At 67.8% G+C, this 17,281-nt stretch carries 15 protein-coding genes and 1 pseudogene; 9 read left to right on the plus strand and 7 right to left on the minus strand.

Annotated elements, in window-relative coordinates; genetic code table 11:
* The first annotated feature begins 48 nt into the window (after window positions 1-48).
* The 3 genes and pseudogenes from C1J00_RS11010 (at window position 49) to C1J00_RS11020 (ending at window position 2,194) form a co-directional block, all read left to right on the plus strand.
* Window positions 49-837, plus strand: coding sequence for an SPDY domain-containing protein (locus C1J00_RS11010; RefSeq protein ID WP_102908857.1), 789 nt, complete (start codon window positions 49-51; stop codon window positions 835-837).
* A gap of 37 nt (window positions 838-874) precedes the next feature.
* Window positions 875-1,896: pseudogene (locus tag C1J00_RS11015) on the plus strand (SpaA isopeptide-forming pilin-related protein).
* Window positions 1,897-2,002: 106 nt separating this feature from the next.
* Window positions 2,003-2,194: a hypothetical protein gene (locus tag C1J00_RS11020; RefSeq protein WP_102908858.1), complete on the plus strand. Its 192-nt coding sequence runs from the start codon at window positions 2,003-2,005 to the stop codon at window positions 2,192-2,194.
* Window positions 2,195-2,296: 102 nt separating this feature from the next.
* Here C1J00_RS11020 and C1J00_RS11025 read toward each other — a convergent pair whose 3' ends face one another.
* Entirely contained in the window at window positions 2,297-2,854 is a 558-nt protein-coding gene (locus C1J00_RS11025; RefSeq protein WP_102908859.1) for a helix-turn-helix domain-containing protein, read from the minus strand.
* 114 nt (window positions 2,855-2,968) lie between these two features.
* On the opposite strand from C1J00_RS11025, the gene C1J00_RS11030 reads away from it, so the two are divergent.
* The 3 genes from C1J00_RS11030 (at window position 2,969) to C1J00_RS11045 (ending at window position 5,017) form a co-directional block, all read left to right on the plus strand.
* Window positions 2,969-3,208, plus strand: a complete 240-nt coding sequence (locus tag C1J00_RS11030; protein ID WP_146046172.1) for a hypothetical protein — start codon at window positions 2,969-2,971, stop codon at window positions 3,206-3,208.
* A gap of 693 nt (window positions 3,209-3,901) precedes the next feature.
* Window positions 3,902-4,762 carry a DUF6551 family protein gene (locus C1J00_RS11040; RefSeq protein WP_102908861.1) on the plus strand — a complete coding sequence of 287 codons (861 nt, stop codon included), beginning with the start codon at window positions 3,902-3,904 and terminating at the stop codon, window positions 4,760-4,762.
* Between the two features lie 6 nt (window positions 4,763-4,768).
* On the plus strand, window positions 4,769-5,017 hold the full coding sequence (locus C1J00_RS11045; RefSeq protein WP_102908862.1) for a hypothetical protein: 249 nt from the start codon (window positions 4,769-4,771) through the stop codon (window positions 5,015-5,017).
* A gap of 205 nt (window positions 5,018-5,222) precedes the next feature.
* Here C1J00_RS11045 and C1J00_RS11050 read toward each other — a convergent pair whose 3' ends face one another.
* The 3 genes from C1J00_RS11050 to C1J00_RS45205 all read right to left on the minus strand — a co-directional run bounded on the left by C1J00_RS11050 (window position 5,223) and on the right by C1J00_RS45205 (window position 13,287).
* On the minus strand, window positions 5,223-5,963 hold the full coding sequence (locus tag C1J00_RS11050) for a hypothetical protein (protein ID WP_146046173.1): 741 nt from the start codon (window positions 5,961-5,963) through the stop codon (window positions 5,223-5,225).
* Between the two features lie 384 nt (window positions 5,964-6,347).
* Window positions 6,348-11,642 (minus strand): sacsin N-terminal ATP-binding-like domain-containing protein, encoded by a 5,295-nt coding sequence (locus C1J00_RS47640; RefSeq protein ID WP_102908864.1) that lies wholly within the window; start codon window positions 11,640-11,642, stop codon window positions 6,348-6,350.
* Between the two features lie 1,177 nt (window positions 11,643-12,819).
* Window positions 12,820-13,287 (minus strand): hypothetical protein, encoded by a 468-nt coding sequence (locus C1J00_RS45205; RefSeq protein WP_180989502.1) that lies wholly within the window; start codon window positions 13,285-13,287, stop codon window positions 12,820-12,822.
* Between C1J00_RS45205 and C1J00_RS11065 the strand changes: the two genes are divergently transcribed.
* Entirely contained in the window at window positions 13,249-13,956 is a 708-nt protein-coding gene (locus C1J00_RS11065; protein ID WP_180989503.1) for a hypothetical protein, read from the plus strand. The genes C1J00_RS45205 and C1J00_RS11065 overlap by 39 nt on opposite strands.
* A gap of 409 nt (window positions 13,957-14,365) precedes the next feature.
* On the opposite strand, the gene C1J00_RS11070 is transcribed toward C1J00_RS11065, so the two are convergent.
* The 3 genes from C1J00_RS11070 to C1J00_RS45210 all read right to left on the minus strand — a co-directional run bounded on the left by C1J00_RS11070 (window position 14,366) and on the right by C1J00_RS45210 (window position 16,055).
* Window positions 14,366-15,319 carry a DUF6615 family protein gene (locus C1J00_RS11070; protein ID WP_102908866.1) on the minus strand — a complete coding sequence of 318 codons (954 nt, stop codon included), beginning with the start codon at window positions 15,317-15,319 and terminating at the stop codon, window positions 14,366-14,368.
* 351 nt (window positions 15,320-15,670) lie between these two features.
* Complete coding sequence (locus C1J00_RS11075) at window positions 15,671-15,865, minus strand: hypothetical protein (RefSeq protein ID WP_439333393.1); 195 nt, start codon at window positions 15,863-15,865, stop codon at window positions 15,671-15,673.
* A 16-nt stretch (window positions 15,866-15,881) separates the two neighbouring features.
* Window positions 15,882-16,055, minus strand: a complete 174-nt coding sequence (locus tag C1J00_RS45210; protein ID WP_159064555.1) for a hypothetical protein — start codon at window positions 16,053-16,055, stop codon at window positions 15,882-15,884.
* A 491-nt stretch (window positions 16,056-16,546) separates the two neighbouring features.
* On the opposite strand from C1J00_RS45210, the gene C1J00_RS11085 reads away from it, so the two are divergent.
* Both C1J00_RS11085 and C1J00_RS48535 read left to right on the plus strand, forming a co-directional pair.
* The gene (locus tag C1J00_RS11085; RefSeq protein WP_102908868.1) at window positions 16,547-16,900 is read left to right on the plus strand and encodes an SPDY domain-containing protein; all 354 of its coding nucleotides are present in this window, start codon (window positions 16,547-16,549) and stop codon (window positions 16,898-16,900) included.
* A 104-nt stretch (window positions 16,901-17,004) separates the two neighbouring features.
* On the plus strand, window positions 17,005-17,265 hold the full coding sequence (locus C1J00_RS48535) for a hypothetical protein (protein ID WP_102908869.1): 261 nt from the start codon (window positions 17,005-17,007) through the stop codon (window positions 17,263-17,265).
* Window positions 17,266-17,281 lie beyond the last annotated feature (16 nt).

Consider the following 17,281-nt stretch of genomic DNA (forward strand, 5'->3'; position numbering starts at 1 on the left):
CGCCCTTCCAACCCGGCAGTCCGTACTTTCTCCGCAGGAGCCCTGCCCGTGCTCACCCACCCCCTTGAGAACCTCGACCCGGCCCAGAGCGTGCAGGTCCTGCCTCGTCACCTCGCTGGCCCCGGCGCCGTTGACCCTCGCGCCGCGTGGGCCTTCCCCTTCGAGGGGGGCTGGCCGTTCGCCCAGACCGAAGCAGGTACGGCCGCCGCGTTCAGCCCGTGCCTACGCCTGCAGACCACCTTCGACCCCCAGCCCGACAAGCCCGGCAAGGGCACGTGGACCATCAACGCACACCGGGCCCCGTTCACCTCGCCGGCCTGGCGGATCACCTTCGACGCCACCACCCCCGCCGAAATGCTGCACGACGTCCACAGCGAGCTGCTCGATCTCTATCTCGAAGACAGGTACAGCGACCAGGACCGGCTGTTCCAGGACGAAACGGCACCGTACGAGGCGTACGCGCCGCTACTCACCCGCGGCTGGAGCCACGCCGTCAAGACCGACGGCACCCAGACCTTCCTCACCCCGGAGGGACTCGGCGGTGTACGCCACCGCTACGCCATCGGCGGTTCCAGCGAGCTGGCCTGGCGGGCTTGGGGTGGGTACCCCAGCGAGCCTCACTGGACGGCGCGTTTCTCGTTCGGTACGCCCACCACGCTCGTCGCGGCCTTCACCGCCTCGCTCATCTCCACCGAACCGCTGCAGCGCACCGTCCAAGACGTCCCTGCCCAGACCCGCCGCGCCCTCTACGTCGCCACTCCGACATGCAAGCAACAGCACGGCAGCACACCCGTCCCCCCGACACCTCCCGTCCCGGTCTCTGGCCGCAGCCAATGACCTTCCCCGTCCCCTGTCCCAAGGAGTCCTCTTCCTCGTGCATGCACGTTTGGTCCGATCCGCTGCTGTTGTCGCCGTCATGGCGGCCGGCACCCTGACCTGGGCGCCGGCCGCGAGCGCCGAGCCCTCCGAGCCGACCTCGGCCTCGGCGGCCTCTGCGAGACACCGGCCCCGGACGCGGGCAGCGTCGAGATCACTGCGAAGGATGCGGCCGGAGATAGCCTGCCCAGCGCCGTGTTCCTACTGCTCGACTCCACCGGCCAGGAAACCGGACGCGGGAAGACCGATGCACAAGGAAAGCTGACCTTCCCCGACCTCGCGCCGGGCGTCTACCGGCTCAAGCAGACGGCCTCCGGCAGCCCGCTACACGAGGTCGTCGCCGACCAGGACGTCATCGTCACCCCCGGCACCGCCACCCGGCTGACGATCACCGACCCGTTCAAGGCAGCCAAGGTCCTCCTGCAGGCCAAAGACGACAAGACCGGCAAGCTCCTGCCCGGCGCGACCGTGAACATCGGCACCGGCACCTCGACGCTGCTCACCCTGACCACGGGCGCCAAGGGCACGGTCTCCGGAGAACTGCCCGTGTCGAGCCGCAGGACTCAGTTCTGGGTCAAGGAAATCAAGGCCCCCGCCGGCTACGACCTCTACAAGCCGACGAAGACGTTCACCGCGGGCCCCGGCGCCCCGGTGACCGTGACCGTCACCAACGCCAAGACAGCCACCGACCCGAAGCCCGACCCCTCAGACAAGTCGACGCATAAGCCCACCGACTCCCCGTCCAGTCCGGGCAAGCCGAGCCGCGGTACCGGAGGGGCCACGCCCTCCGCCTCGGGCAGCGACACACCGGATCCCGACTCCTCGCCCGTGGCTGCGACCCCGGTCGGGGACTCCACGCCGAAGGCGCCGACGGGCTCCCTCGCCCACACCGGAGCCGACGCCACACCGTGGCTGATCGGCGGCGCGGCCGTGTTGCTAATCGCAGCAGGCGGAGGCGTTCTCCTCCTGGCACGCCGCAGCCGCACGGACGGTCCCACCGACGACTCCACCGAGAGCTGACCCGCCCTCCACACCTCTCCACGACTCCGAGCCCCCGGATTCCACAGCCTGGAATCCGGGGGCTCTGTCGTCCACGAGCGCGCGCGGGCCTCGTTACGCTGCCGCAGTGATCGGCCCCTCTTCGCTCCCCGGCGACCCCTTCGAGCTGCACCTGCGCATCTCCTACGACGACGAACTCTGGGACACCCCGCAGGCCGACACGCTGGAGCGCTGGAATGTGGCCGGCCTGCACCGCCGACGCACTCGCGCCGCGGGGCACGAGCTGGCCAACTATCGCTGGAGGTCACAGTCGACGTGAGGTTCAGTTGTCCTGTGCCACGTGCAGGCCAGATGTTGCCATTGGGATCCGTCGAACCCCACCGCAAACACCCGTGGAGCGAAAACCGGACACAATACCCTCTCAGTCGACCCGTTCCTCAAGGAGCTTGTGAACCTTGCGCAAAGTGGCGTCGTCCGCTCGGGCCAGGAGGGAGACCACCATGCCGAGTTCGGCAGCCCGGCTTGCGGTCGGGCGCTCGTGGGCCGTCTGCCGCGAGTCCTCGTCGTCGTCCGGAAGGCCGCCGAGTGCGCTTCGTCGTGCTTCGCGGATCCTGCTCGTGAACTCGACGACGACCGGATCGCCGTCGTCGCCATCGAGCGGGTCAAAGACGATCAAGTCCTGCCGGTAGCCATCTGGTGAGATTTCTTCCACCGCACCGACCGCACCGTAGACACTCAGTAGATTTCGCATCTGTCCGAGGGCGGGTGTGCGCTTACCGACCTCGATGAGGCGTAGGTACTCGGAAGAGAACCCGAGCTTGGCCGCCGCATCGGCGCGGGACAACCCGGCCTTCCAGCGCAGGCGCTCCAGGAGCCCACCGAAGCGGCTGTTGTCCGCTTCTCCGGGCCCTACGACCATGTCCACAAACGGCGACGGCTCGCCAATGTGGGTCTCCAGCTGCCTATCACCGTCATCCACGCCACAAGGCTACCCCAACTATTGACTAGTTGGAAGTTGTTGCGCACCCCGTCAGAGCTGTCATAACCTCCAACTACTGGCAACAACGCCGACCACTTGTTGGAGATGATGGGCATGGAGATGGACAACTACGACGACTGCTCCGAGGCCGCTGCACTGGCCAAGAAGACCGGGCCCTCGGGTGGGATCTACGCGCTTCCTGGTGTGGGAAAGGCCGCCACAGGCGCGCGCCAGTTCTACGACGAGATGGCCCCGCTCGCGACCGACTCGACCCGGGTGCGGGCTGCCAAGGAGGTCTTCCGTTGGGGCTCTGCGGCTGTCGGGATGGCGGCAGTTGCGATAATCACGCTGTAAGCAGCGCCAGTCGACAGGAGGCGCGCTGCATGAGAAGTCAGTTAGCTCCGGCTGCCCGTGCCATGTGGCGGGCCGCATCTCGGCGCCCGCGAGCTCCGTGATGTTTGCATCCCGGCCCGGCGGGGCCTCAGGTGTCGCCTGGCATCGGCTCGACATCCGGGCCCCTGCGTGTGTCGCCCGGGTGATCGCCGACGTGGCCCCGTCGGTCGTGGTCAACGCATCGAGCAGCGAGGGGCGGTTAACGCCGACGGCGGGTACGCGTGGCGCCGCCGCTGTCGAGCAGGGCTGCCGTCTGGTGCATGTCTCCAGCGACGCGGTGTTCTCCGTCGTTATCTAGGGTTCCGGGGCCGTCTGAGCAGGTCAGTAGGCATCTGGAACCGTCAGGCACGCAAGGCGCGCATCGAGTCTCCAGAGGTTGCAGCCAAGGTCCCTCAAAACAGAGCCATCACCTGATCTTGGGCCCGTAGATGTGCTGGCCAGAACACCCGCCCGGCGAGGTCAGCGTGGCGCTGCCCAAAGGTTGTGAGAAGGGTTCCAGTAGGTCAATGAGGTGGTGTCCCTGCCGGTAGGGGGTGAGCTACGGCCCCCGCCACCACCCGCGAGGATTCATTGGCCGCGAGAAAAAGCTACACGCGGAAATTTTTCCGCGTACGGTGGTCGTCATCTGACGTCCACCCACACCGAGGGAGATGCGTGTCCAGCACGCGCAAGATCATCCGGTCCAAGCCGGTCGTGAAGAAGTACTACGAGGCCATCCCGGTCTCGCAGCTGAGGGTCGACCCGAACCTCGACGCGCAACGCATGTTCCAGCCCAAGTGGGCCAACCGCCTGGCGAAGATCTGGGATCCCGAGGTGGTCGGCCCCGCGCTGGTCTCCCGCCGCCCGGACGGCGACTACCTCCTCGATGGTCAGCACTCCACCAAGGTCGCGCGCGACATCGAGGGCCCGGACTTCCTCCGGGACTGCATGGTGTACGAGGGGCTGACCAAGAAGCGGGAGGCGAAGCTGTTCCTGGCCGCGAACCGCGACCGCCGTGCGGTGAAGCCGTATGAGAACTTCGCGGTGGCGGTCACCGCGCAGGAGGTCGAGGCGGTCACGATCAACGCGGACGTGGAGAGCTGCGGTCTGCATGTGTCGAGCGGCACGTCGAAGAACGGCATCTCGGCAATCCAGGCGCTCAAGGTGGTGCACGGGATGCGCGACCCCGCAGATGGTCTCCTGCGCAAGACGCTTACGACGGTCCTGGGCGCCTGGGGCTCGGACCCGACCAGTTGGGACGGAATGATGCTGCGGGCGGTCGCCATCGTGATCCACCGCAACTGGGACACGATCGACCTGCCCTCCCTGTCGCTGACCCTCAAGCAGGAGCCGGTCGGCGTATGGAAGGATTCCGCGATCAAGGACACGGTCAGCGGCGGCGGCTCGCAGTCCCGCTCGATCCCGCTCGCGAACAACATCGCGTACGAGTACACCGTCGCGTTCGGCCCGAAGCATGGGCCGGCCTTTGGCCCGCCGAAGCGCCGGAAGACGAAGACGGTCACCGTCGCCGCGTGAGCCACGGTGCGTGCGATCGGGGCTGTAGTCCCGATCGCACGCACCATCGACAGCACGTGGCGGCCACCGGCGTACGGGCCGTACGAGTACAGCGAGACCGAGCACGAAGACGCCTTCAAAGTACCGGCCGAACGCCTCCACCAGGCGCTCCAGCGGACCCGGGCCGACTGGGAGGCCGCGTGCCGACGATGGAACCGGGAGAACCCGGACTTCGTGGCAGACCTCGCCCAGGCCGCCGCGCACGCCCGCCGCTGACGTGCCGTACATGCCTGACGAACCCTTGGATATCTGTATGGAACGGACGGACAGCGGACCAGGTCACCTGAGACCACAATCGAATCGGGCCAGAGCACTTGAGGCGGAAGCCAGATCATTCGAGACGGGAGGCGCAATCTTGAAGCCACGAGTACGTTCGGTGACCTGCTGAAAGCACGAGGGAGTTCTCGACTCGCCGTGCGCCCTACTCCTCGTCGTCCTCGTACGGGATGGGCACCAGGGGGAACCGGTCCTTGATGGTCGCCCATGCCTGGCTGCTCATCTCGGTCTTGAGTACGTCAGCGTCACGGGGAAAGTCGTCGAGGTGCGGGCAGTCGATGAGCCTGTACTGCTGGGAGAAGTGCTGCCAGCAGTAGGCCGCTCCGGCAGCGAAGATGTGCTTGCCGAGGGGTTGCATGCAGTCTGGGCAGATGGCGACAGGCCCAAGGTACTCGTGGATGTCGAGGGCAATGTCCCCACAGCCGGTGTACTCCATGAGCCCATCGGGCATGGCCATGGTTTGCGCTGTCTCCCGCAGTTCCAGCGTCCGCAGGGTCTCCGTTGCCTTCACAGGCTCGCTGGCTGCCGTGGGCGCGAAATTTTCAAGATCCGCAAGCCACTCCTCGCGGTTCGCGTACGGTTCACGGTTGCGGACGTCGAACCAGAGATGAGCGAAACACCCGACGACAGCTTCGGGCCGATCGAGCAGCGGCGTGAGCGTGATGCAGGAGCCATCGGTCTTGCCGCAGCTCGGGCAAGTGTCAGGTATCGCCACAACGGTGCAGTGTACGTTGGAGCTCCGTGCTGCCCGTTGCCGTCGCATTCCGGCGGCAAGCACCGACACTGAGGGCTGGGGCTGTAGGCCCGTCCCAGTCTTGCTGCGGTCGCCGAGCACGTCGCCGAACGCGAACCCGCCGCCCGCCGTCGAATTGAACCAGGCACTCAAGGCGTTCCGTGGCCCTTTTGTGCTTATCTCGGCGATCTCCCCTCCAAGCCGCCGAGTCCCACGCGGTCAAACTTCAGTGGCAAGCGGTCAAGGTCAGTTGTAGGGTCTCGCGGCTCACGTCCTACGAAGGGACTCCGAACTGCGGCTTTTGTGGAGTCTCATGCTCGTGTCCAGCCGTTCAGTCTCACGACCGTGTCCGAATCCTCGACATGGGACTTCGGACTGGATGGACCGACCAAGCGACAACTGGCTGGCCCCCTGCCCACATGAGGCTGGCGCACGCCACAACGCCGGACCATGCAGTTGTCATTTGACAGCTGGGTTGGTCGCGATCAGTGCGTTGACTTGGCCCGACTGGATTGGGTTGCCAAGCATTTATTTCGCTCAGGTCCCCGTCCGGCGCTCCCCCGTCCGCGACAGCTGGAACCTGTAGCGCAGGCCCTCGCCGACCGAGCGGAAGAAGTGGGCCGACCGGGGGTGGAGCGGGTTGGGTAGGAGGTGGATCTTCCGCAGGTCGGCGTCGAGGGCGTGGGAGACGTACAGGATGTGGTATGTCTCTCGCTTCTTCAGGGAGCGCGCCCGGGCAATCTCGGTGGGCGAGAGGACGAACTCCCCCTCGCCTCCGGCCGAGGACTTCACCTCGAAGAGCAGGCTCGACCGTTTCCTCTCGACGATGAGGTCGTAGCCGAGCGTGTCGTCGCCCATGCCGTCACCCAGGACCTTGTTGCGGTAGCCCGACACCCACGCGCTCTCGTCCACGGCGTCGTACCGGTTCATGAGCCAGGCGAGGGCGGCGACCTCCCCCGCGAGTCCGACCGCGAGCGCCTGTGTGTCGGAGAGCTTGCCCCGTCGGCCAGCGGAGAATCCGGGGCGCCCGGCGCCGGGGAGCCGCTGTGTCTGCCGGCCCAGTGCGACGAGCGGGGCGTCGCCCGCGGAGCCGAGGAACTCGGGGGTGAGGCCGCCCCGTACGGCCTCCACGATCGCGTGGTAGTTGTCCTCCTCCGCCGACATCCTCGTGCGGTCCACCACGATGTGCCGCCGCTCCTCCTGCCGCAGCCGCCGCTCCCTCTTCTCCTGCCGTTCGGCGTCGTCCAGCTGACCAGTGGTCAGGCCGAGGTCTCCGGGTGTCAGGGCGAGCGGGACGGCGGCGGGCCAGCGGTCTCCGGTTCGGAGCCAGCGCAGCGTCGTGGCGTCGTCGAGCGGGAAAAAGTCGAGCAGCCCGGCGGCGGTGGCCTCGGTCGTGAGGTTCTCCGGGTCCCCCGGGAGGCCGGAGGTGGACTCGCCGTGCGCGGCCTCCCACGCGTGGATCAGGGTCCGTGCGCGCTTCAGCCGTTCCAGGAGGAGGGGCCGGTTGGTCAGCCGGAGTTCGTCCACGGGCGTCAGCCCCGCGTCCGTACCGAGCGGCGGGGCCCCGAGTCCGGTGAGCCAGCGGTCGACGTGCGCCTGCATTAGGGCGGTCTCCAGATGGAGGTGTTCGTCCGCCCAGGCGGTGTCCGGCACGAGTCCGGTCAAATTCCGGTTCTCGGCGTACGAGGTCAGGGGGGCTCCGGACCGGAACGCGTCCAGGAAGCCGACCCGCAGCGCGTCCAGGATGCTTCGTCGCCGGCCGGCGACGAAGTGCCGGAACTCCTGCTCGATGCCCTCGGCGTTGCGCAGCGGCCGGTAGGTCGAACCGAGGGCGGCGATCGCGGCGTTGAGCTCGCGCAGCGACAGCGACATGGCCCTGCGGGCGGTGTCCAGGTCGGGGTGGCGGGCCGCCGCCCGCAGCGTCCGGTGGTCCGTCGGCGTCAGCCGGGCGGCGAGCCAGCGGTCCAGTTCGGTCTCTGAGGCGAGGGCCTCGTCGTTGGACAGGAGGGCGTGGGCCGCTTCGAGGTCGAGTGTCGCGAGCAGTGGCACGAGGATGTCCAGGAGGGCGTCCAGGGGCTGTCGCAGGGTTGCGGTGATCTCGCGCACCCGGGCCCGGTCCTCGCCCAGGACGTCGGCGATCGCGTCGGCGTCCGGGCTCTGACCCGGGCCCCAGCCGGCCGTGTTCAGGTCGAGGAGGGCCATGCGGAGGGTGTCGGCGAGTTCGGGGTGGTGGAGGAGTTCCATGATCCCCGCGGCGGACCGCTGGAGCAGGTCCTCCTCGCCCTGGCTGGGCCCCTCAAGCAGGAGAGTCGGGGTGTCCTGGTGTGGGACGGCCAGCCACCGTCTGCCGCCGTGGCCGGGCCGCTCGGCGATCTCGTCCACGACGGAGGTCAGGACGCCGGCGTGGACGATCTGGATGCGCTTGGCGATCGCGCAACCGCGGCGCACGGACTCCGCGGTGGGGCGGCGGAAGCGGCTGGCGCGCAGGTCGATCACGGCCGCGACGAGGGTGAGGAGCCAGTCGCGCTCGGACGTGATCAGCGGGTCGCCCGCGGTCCCGGCGTGGAACGCCTCTCCGTCCACCCGGACTTCGACTCGTGCTCGGGAGATCCTCCGGACGCGCGAGCCGAAGCACCGTTGAAGGAGCGCGGCCACCGCGCCCCCGTGCATGTTGCGCATGCGGAGCAACGGGGCACCGCGCTGTTCGAGGAGCTGGACGAGCTGGCGTGCGTCGGTGTCCTCCACGTACAGGTGATCCACGGTGTTCGGGGAGTCCGTGTCGTCGGCGAGTGTGACAGCTTCGAGCCGACCGCCCCGGCTGACGACGACCGCCGCCTCCGAGCCCTGGGGGTAGGGGTCCTGGCGCGTCTGGGCGCACTCCGCCCAGGCGTCCTCGTACGCCCGGCGGAATGCGGCCGTCATCGTCTCGGGGACGGCGCCGTCGCGGAAGAGCTCGGTGAGCTCGCGGACCCGACGCGCGGCGGTCTCCGGGGAGTCCCACCGCTCAAGTCCCCAGCCTCTTGCGCGACGGACCGCACGGTCGTTCGCCTGGAACGCACGGCGCAGCGCCGAGGGCAGCAGGGGGACGAACGACGGGGCGGCCTCGTCCCCGTGCGTCCAGGCGGCCTCAGGCCGTACGAACCGCCAGTCGGCGCGCTCGCGCGGGGACGCGACGGGCATCCACTCGGCCTCCGCGAGGAAGGCGGTCACCGGCGTGGGAAGGCTGAAGGAGTCCCACCGGTCGTTGTAGCGCCGCACGGTGACGTGGAGGGCATCGGCGGCCCACTCGGAGCAACCGGCGGCCACGAGCCGGGCGTACACCCGCTTCGCGGCGTCGGACAGATGGTGGTGGTCGTCCTGGCCGGGCAGCCGATACAGAGGAGTCTGGCCCACGTACTCGGTGTACGGCCGCCGATCCGTGGGGGGTTCCTTCTCCACATGGCGCAGCCAGACTTCCGCGGTGGCCTGCGGCAGGGACATCGTCGGGGGCCTGCCGTCCGTGAAGTGACGGCCGTCCGCCCGCAGGGTGGAGCGGGGCACAGGCTCGGGGCAGAGCCCCGCGCCGACCCCCAGACGCCCGAGGAAGGCACGCCACTCCGCCCGGTCCGCGCCCCGGAATGCCTGGTGCTCCGGGGGTGCGGTCAAGCGGCCCCGGAGCACCGCGAGTTCCTCCGAGACGTCCTGCGCGCGGTCGATGAGCTCTCCGAGCAGCTTCGCTCGTTCTCCGCCCCACTCGGCACAGAGCAGGGCCTTCGAGGCGGGTATCCACACACCGTCGGCGCCGGGGACGAGCAGCCCCATGGCCTGGATGTCCCGCCACGGTGCCGTGTCGCTCCTGGAGAGCCGGAAGGCCCAGGCGAGGACCTCCGCCGCGAGCTCCGGCGTGGGCTTGTCCTGAAGGGAGCGGGCGACCAGTGCCAGCAGTTCGTCGGCGCGGTACTCGTTGACCAGACCGCCGTCTTCGAGCATCCGGCGGCCCCGCTGCTTGATCGTGATGCTGCCGAGGCGGTTCTTCCACGGGATGTTCCGCGACACGAAGAAGACCCGGTGGCGCAGCGACCGTGGAAGGCGGGGGCCTTGCTCCGTGGATCCTGCCTGTTCCTCGCCGTCCGCTCTGGGCGAGAAGAAGGCCGTGGCACGCCTGACCCTGCCGTCGGCCGCGTTGCACAGCCGGAGCTTTCCGTCGTCGTCCATGAGGATGCGGCGGCCCTGGAGTGCGCGGGGCCGCTCGACGCAGCCGGCGAGCTCGTCGTAGAAGCGGGCCCATAACTCCGGCTGAAAGGGCGCGTCGGCGAGGCTGCGCGCCAGGCTCTCGGCCCACTTCGCCAGTAGTTCATCCGACGGCCGGGGTGAGCGGCCGACGAGCGTGGCGACGGCCTTCTCGAGCCGGGCCGCACGCTGCCCGGTGACGGACGGGTGTACGAGTACGGCGTCCGCGTCCCGGCTCAACCGGTCGGTCGTGAACAGGGTCCGGTCCTTGTCGTCCCAGAGCCGGGCCTCCGTGAGGGAGGCCCACGGCCGCGCGCCCGGGGCCAGGGGGATGATCGGGGCGGTGCCGACCTCTTGTCCGAGGCGCTTGAAGGCCCGGGACAGCCGGTCGGACATAGATGCGTCCCAGCTCAGCAGGTCCGCACAGAGGGTCGGTGGGAGCTCCAGGGTCCCGGTGGAGCAGGCGAGGAGCGTCTCGGCCCCCAGGAGAGCCAACTCGTCCAGGAGGAAGTCGTTGAGTGGGACCGTCTTCTCGAGGTCCACGCGGGCTAGCTTCGCGAAGAAGGGCGCGTTCACATGGGCCGGAAGGGGGGCAACGGCCTGCTCGCCCATCGGCAGGTGAGTGTAGAGGCGTCCTTTGGTCAACCCTTCCTCGACGGGAATCGCGAGCGTGACCCGGGCGTCTCCCTGCCAGTCGCGCCATCCCTCGCTGATGTGGTCGCCGAGCACGCTGCGTTCGACCGCGTCGCCGAAAGCCTCAGCCGCCACCTGCCGGTCGAGCAGGACGAAGGCGCCGCCGTCGCCGACGGTCACCGTACTGACCGTGAGCCGGTCGAGTTCGGCGTCCGCCCGCTCGGTCCGGGTCAGGGTGCGCCGGTCGACCAAGCCGTCCTGCCGCTCCTCGACAGTGAGCGAGCCGATCCGGCGCAGGAAGAGCAGCACCGGCGGACCGGCGGACAGCATGGTCAGCTGTTCGGCCGCCTCGGCCCGGGCCTCCTCGCTCTTCAGCGGCAGGCGCAGCACGGTCACGTATCCGTCAGCTGCGAAGGCGTTCACGGTGTCGGGAACGCTGTCCAGGGGCACGGGCAGGCAGAGGTGGAAGACGTCGGCGGCCACCTCCGCCGCGAGAGTGGCGTCGCCGTCCAGGAGGTCCTTGAGCGAGGTCTCGTCGGCGAAGCTGAAGCGGTAGCCGTCGAAGACCCGGCCGCCTTCCTCGGAGACGGAGTAGACCTGAGGTGCTCCGGTCAGCTGGAGAACGCTCTTGAAGCCGATCCCCTTGTTACCGATGCCCTCCTCCGGGCGCTTGTCCGACTGGGCGATGTCGGTGATCGCGTCGAAGTTGCTGCGGCTGACGGGCCGCCCGGTGTTCGCCACGTACACCGCGCCGTGCGGCCCCTCGTCGTGGTCGAGCCTGATCAGGACCCGGCCTCCCAAGTCGCCCGTGTCATGAGCGTCGTGGGCGTTCTGCAGGAGCTCCACCAGGGCGCGGTGCTCGTAGTCGCGGATGGCCTGTTCGATGAGGTTCTTGAGGCTGCGGAACAGGTTCCAGCGGTCTTTGGCCCCCTGGTACGAAGTAATGCGGTCGAGTGTCTTCGCACGCACTTCGGCGCGGAGGTCCGGCATGGTCGTGTTTCCCTTCAGACGCGTGCGAGCGCCGTGAGCAGTACGGCGGTGGCGACGGCCGCCACCAAGACGGCGGAGCCACCTGGTGCCGGGGTGCGGAGCCAGGTGTTTGCCGGGTGTCCTCGGTACGGGGCCAGCGCGGGTCCAGGCCAGTTCGGCGGCGGGCGGCTGCTGGGGCAGGTCGACCAGTCAGGGACGGCAGGGGGCGTGGCGGACGAGGGCCGCGCAGTGGATGCGCTCGCGAGGGTCCGTAGGAGGGCCACGAGCAGGATGGCCGGTACGACGAGCACTCGCATCGAGCGGGGACGACGGGGCGGCTACGGGGGGCGCGAGGGCTCGTGTTCCTCTCCGCAGGACTGCGCCGTAAGGCCCGGAGCGCTCCGGCCAGGACGTTCCTTCGTACGCGCGTGTGCTCATGGCCCGACCGTAGCCCGCAGGTCGGACAGCGCGGCCGGGCGGGGGGCCGCTGCACCCAAAAGTGCGAGCAAGGTGGCTCGGGGATCTCAGACCCGTGGCCAATCGGCCACGAGGTGGCCAATGGCCGTGAATTTTGGCCACACCATCTGAGATCCCACATCAGTGTCACCGGACAACAGTTGTCCGTTGACAGCGAAGTTAGTCTGCTGTCGGTCTGTGACCTGGGCGGACTAACTTGGTTGGCAAGAAACTTCCTTGGTCGACCTAGGGCAGGAGGCTCTTCGAGCCGGAGGGGCCGGGTGCCGGTCGAAGCCCTATGTCACCCCTTATGGGAACCCAAGGCGCACCTGGGGGCCGCGCTGACAGGATCGGCACATGCTTATCACTCCTCGCCCCGGCGCAGAACGGAAGAACATCCGGCAGGTCCTCAGCGGCGTCCACACCACCGCGATGAACCTGCAGCGGCCGTATCTCACTGCCTTCGAGGGGCTGTGGACGTATCTGGAGTGGGCCACGGAGTCCGCGCGAATGCTGCGCTCCCAGATCAGCGACCGGGACCTCGACGTTCTGAACGTCCGCATCGTCGAAATCGCCGGACTAATTGCTCGCTTGCAGGGACCCAGGGAGCTGACAGAGTGGCGCTCCGTTGCTGGCCAGAGCCTTGGAGGGAAGCATGTCGGCGTCCGAAATCGGGTATCGCGTGGTGCGTCATGGAGACAAGGCGCCGAAGGACGGGACGCTATGGCGTACCGAAGCGGAGTCACGCAGCAGGGTAGCGGCGGGCGATCGTCCAGCGCTCCAGGAGGTTCTGTTCTGCCTGCGTGCCGATCTCGTGGATAGCATCCGCGTGTCCAGGTGGGATGACCTGGGCGATCCGATCACCCGGGAGATGGTCCGCGACGAGATCCGGGATCACCGAGCGACACTGACCGTGGCCGGTGATGTCATCGAACCTGATCACCCGCTGCGGAACACCGAGCGAGGTGTTCGCAACCAGGTTCAGGCTACCTGCGCTGCACTTCGGGCTCTTCTTCCTCGCCAACGAGGCAAGCAGGGCCAGTTGGACATCGGCCGCGGCCTGAGCAAGAACGAAGTGGTGCGGCTCGCACACAAGTTGCACGTCGGGTTTCAACTGACCCTGGCGCAGACTGCGGACCTCCTCAACCAAGCGGGCTACATGTGGGATGGCGTGCAGGGTGAGCAGGACTTCAACAAGCAGGTCGTTCACCGGCTCCTCCAAGACGCGTGCTGGGACGACGATGCCCCCCGGACGGTCGATGGCGAGCGGATCCGTACCAGCGGGAGGTCACATCAAGTTCTCCAGGAGTTCGAGGTGATGGCCGTCTACGGACCAGACGACGAACGAGATCACCTCACGCGATCGAGGGACGTCCAGAACATCGCGACGGCGCACGACCACCTCTTCGCCTTCTCCTTCACCCCGAGCACTCCGGACTTCGGGCTCACAGACCTTCTCCACCTCGTGACCACACCCGCGCCTGTCCGCACCCTCTACGTAGCCGACTCTTCCCTCTTTCCCAGCGAATTGGACCGGCTGGTCGCGTACAGGTGGGTCGAGCACTTCGGCGTCCAGGTTCTGGAGGCGGGCAAGTCGGTGAAGTCGACCGTTGAAGGTTCCGGACAAGAGCGAGTTCTGCGGGAGGTGATCAAGACGTTCGCTGCCCTTCGGATGCACGACAGCCACACCGTGATCGAGACCACCCGGTCCATCGATCACGCGAGGGCCGTCGCGAAGCGCCTGCGGAGCCAGGCGGGGTACTCGTATGAGGAGATCGCTCGTCACCTCAGGCTGGAAGCGATTCCCACGCGGAAGCGCACCGGCGACTGGGGCAGAAGCGCTGTCATGGATCTAGTGTCCGGTGATGTCGCCTCATGAGCAACGCCCGACGTGATGCTCGTCGAGAGCGCGCGCTGACCCGACTTCGCACGCATGCAGGCGTCACGCTGAGCCGGCACGCCCTGTCCCGGGCGAAGGAGCTCGGTTTCGATGAGAGTGAAGTGCTGCGGTGCGTCATATCTCCCGAGCAAACCTACGGAGGCGACCCGAAATACCCAGGTGCCCGGCGCGTCCACCAGCGTCGAGATTGCGCCTGCGTCATCGACACGGCGACCCGAACGGTGGTGACAGTGCTGCTACGCAATACGGGCCTATGGCAACACGGAACCCATACCCGGTGGGACATGCCTCGTGCTTGCTCAAGTTGAGCGCTGGTCATAGGCTCTCCGCCTCTTTCCAATGTGGAAAAGCACCCCGGGATCTGACTCGCACTCTGCCCGGGGCGCTGTCACGTCGTTTCCCGCCACCCCTGCCGCTCCAGTGCCCGCAGGTCGAACCGCTCCCGCAGGTCGGCCAACCCTGGTGGCACTTCATCCATGCGAGCACCGGGGAGCGCCGCGTGACCCGTGATGAGAGCGATCCGAGGGTCCGACTCCTCGGCGACCACCTCGTCGTCCGTCTCAAGCGCTTCTTCGATGCGGCCAGGCAGAGACGGAGCCGAAGGGAGGACGTCGTTGGTGTGCAGCCACTCCATGCCCATCAGCAGCGTCGAGGCGTACGAGTCCTGAGGATGCCACGACCACACTGTCGGGCAGTGCACCAGGCACGACAGCGGCTTACTTTCGGCCAGTACGTCGCGGTAGCCGTTCTTACCCTTCACAATCAGCTCGTCGATCTGCTGGGCAGGGGCGATCGTGATGCCGAGCAGGGGCTGCTGCTGACACGGCTCAAGTCTCTTACACGGCCATGGCTCAGCCTGTTTACCCTGCAGGCAGTTGTAGAAGGCGTACAGCGGGACCGGCAGGACGTTACCGTTCCGGCCTTCCCGTCGCGCGGCCTCGACCAGCAACCGACTCTGCCAAATCCTGCCGTCTGATCCTCTCCGGACCTTGCGCTTGAGTTCCTCGTAGCGTTCGCCGGGGTGGTAGAGGCGCTTGGCCTGAATCCAGAGACGCACCCACGACAAGTCGCTCCGCTGGATCCACCACTCCCAGTCGGCGCCGTTCCCTCGCTCCTCGTGCGGCTTGAACCTAACCACCCGCCAGAAACGCGGGTCCACATGCGCAAGCTCCGTCAGAAGCAGGTCGGTGAGGGTCGTCTCGTACGCCTCGAACCCAACGGCACGTGCTCTCGCCATGCGGCGGTGCGTGGCACGAGCCTGTTTGGCCAGGGCCTTCGCCAGGTGGCACGCCTCCGGCCGCCCAGCCATCAAGTTCTCGATCACGTGGTGGATGTGCTTCACGGAACCTGTGCGGGATCCCGGTGGTGGAGGAATGGGGGGAAGTGGCGGCGACGTCAATGAATCTCCCTGTTGCGGCTCCGCCTTGATCTCTGGACGCTCGCTCGGCGCTGTACTGACCCTGCGCACCTACCGTACGGTCACGACCTGTTTCCACATCGACGAGTTGACGAGTCGGAAGGCGGCCAACTCGCGGACACTCGACGCTACGTCACGATATGTCCCAGGAACCACACTGCGAACGCCGACCAGGTGACCACGAAGGCCACGTACCCAGGGCGAGTGTCTCTGTGGTCCGGTGCGATCAGTGGCCGAGCGCCGACCATGCGGCGAGTCCGAGAGCTGCGAGGCTGGTCAGTACTCCGACGGTCGGCAGGGGCCAGCGGGTGCGTTCGAGGGCAGTGACTTGTCGCCGAGTTCCTCGACGGCCTTGTCGATCTGGTCGGATCGCTGTGCGATCAGGGCGAGTTGGCCGTCGATGCGCGCCAGCCCGACTTCGAGGGCGCGGCGGAGCGCAGCCAGTTCAAGGGCGACCTCTCCGTCGGGCATGGCGCGGCTCCTACGGTCAGTTGGTCGTGGACGTGGATGCGGGGTCGGTTCTCGCCGGGAGCCAGGAGGCGGTCCCGGTACGGCCGAGAAGGGTGCCGACGGCACCCTTGGCGACGGCCAGGCCAGCGGGGATCGCGGCGGTGGCGGCGGACTGGAGAGTGGAGAGGCCCGCGTCGCAGGACAGCGTCACGTGATCCAAGATGCCGCTCAGCTTGCCCGTACCGTCCAGCCCAGTTCGTAGGCCCGCGTGGCGAAGATCGCCATGACGGCCGCCTCGGCACGGACAAGCAGCGGGCAGAACGCAGCGCGTCCTCCGGCGAAGGTGCGGCGGTCCGTGTGCCGTCACTCATGTCGTCCTCCATCTCAACAGGCGCGCCGGCTGCGCGAGGGTGAGGCTGAGGGCCGCATGGTGCACTGACAACGGGCGCAGGTGCTCGCCCGGCTCGGTGGCCGCGGCCGACGTACGGACCGCGTAGAGCGTGCTCACTCCTCACGACTGGATTCACTGTCAGAGAAGCCGAAACGACTGAGTTCGCTGTCAAACGCCTTGATTGGATGACAAAAGATAACAGTTCGCCGGGGGCAGACAGGAAAGATCGCGGAAAGACTGGCCAACGGGCGCGAGGGCATGTCAACGTAGACGACCTTGCAAGAAACCCCAGGTCAGAGAGGTGATTGCCCGTGACCGTAGCCCCTGCGGGCCCCGGTTTCTCTACCACCGTCGAAGCCCTGCGACCGCGGGAGTGGAAGCTGGGCCCTGGTCAGCCGACCCTGGTCATGGACCAGTTCTCCGCCGAGGACTTCCACCTGATCGTCGATGATCGCGCGGACGTGCACGTCAGCTCCAAGGACGGCCGGTTCTACCTCGGCTGGTTTCCGCTCGGCCGCCCCGGCACGGATGGCGAGGGATGGAAGATCGCTGTCACCGGAACCGCCAAAGTCCGCGGCTACCACCTGTCGTTCGATACCGAGACGCCGGCCGACATCGTCGCCGCCACCGTAGCGAGTGTGCTGGAGACCTCACGCCGTCTCTGACAGCGCGGACACCGACACGTAGTGCCCGCCCTGTGAGCGCTGGCCGTACCGAAGGCCGGCCCGTTCCACTGCCCCCGTTTCCCCCGAACCCCAGGAGGCTGTCCGTGACGTCCCCGGAGATGACCGTCGGCGATCTCATCGACCTGTTGTCCGGCTGCGACCGGAGTGCTCCGGTCCGCCAGGCCATGAACCCCTTCGCCCCGATGGCGCACCGCTTGGCGCAGGTCCTGCAGTCGGTCGACGAGACCGGCCAGACCGTTGTCTACCTCGCCGAAGGACCGGACCCGGACGCACAGCTCGGCCACCTTCCGCCGGAGGTCGCCATCGAGCTGACGTGGCAGGGCCTGTCTCTTATACACTTCTGACGCTGCCGACGAACTC

It is taken from the genome of Streptomyces cahuitamycinicus (genome assembly GCF_002891435.1).
In the GTDB taxonomy this organism is placed as follows: Bacteria; Actinomycetota; Actinomycetes; order Streptomycetales; family Streptomycetaceae; genus Streptomyces; species Streptomyces cahuitamycinicus.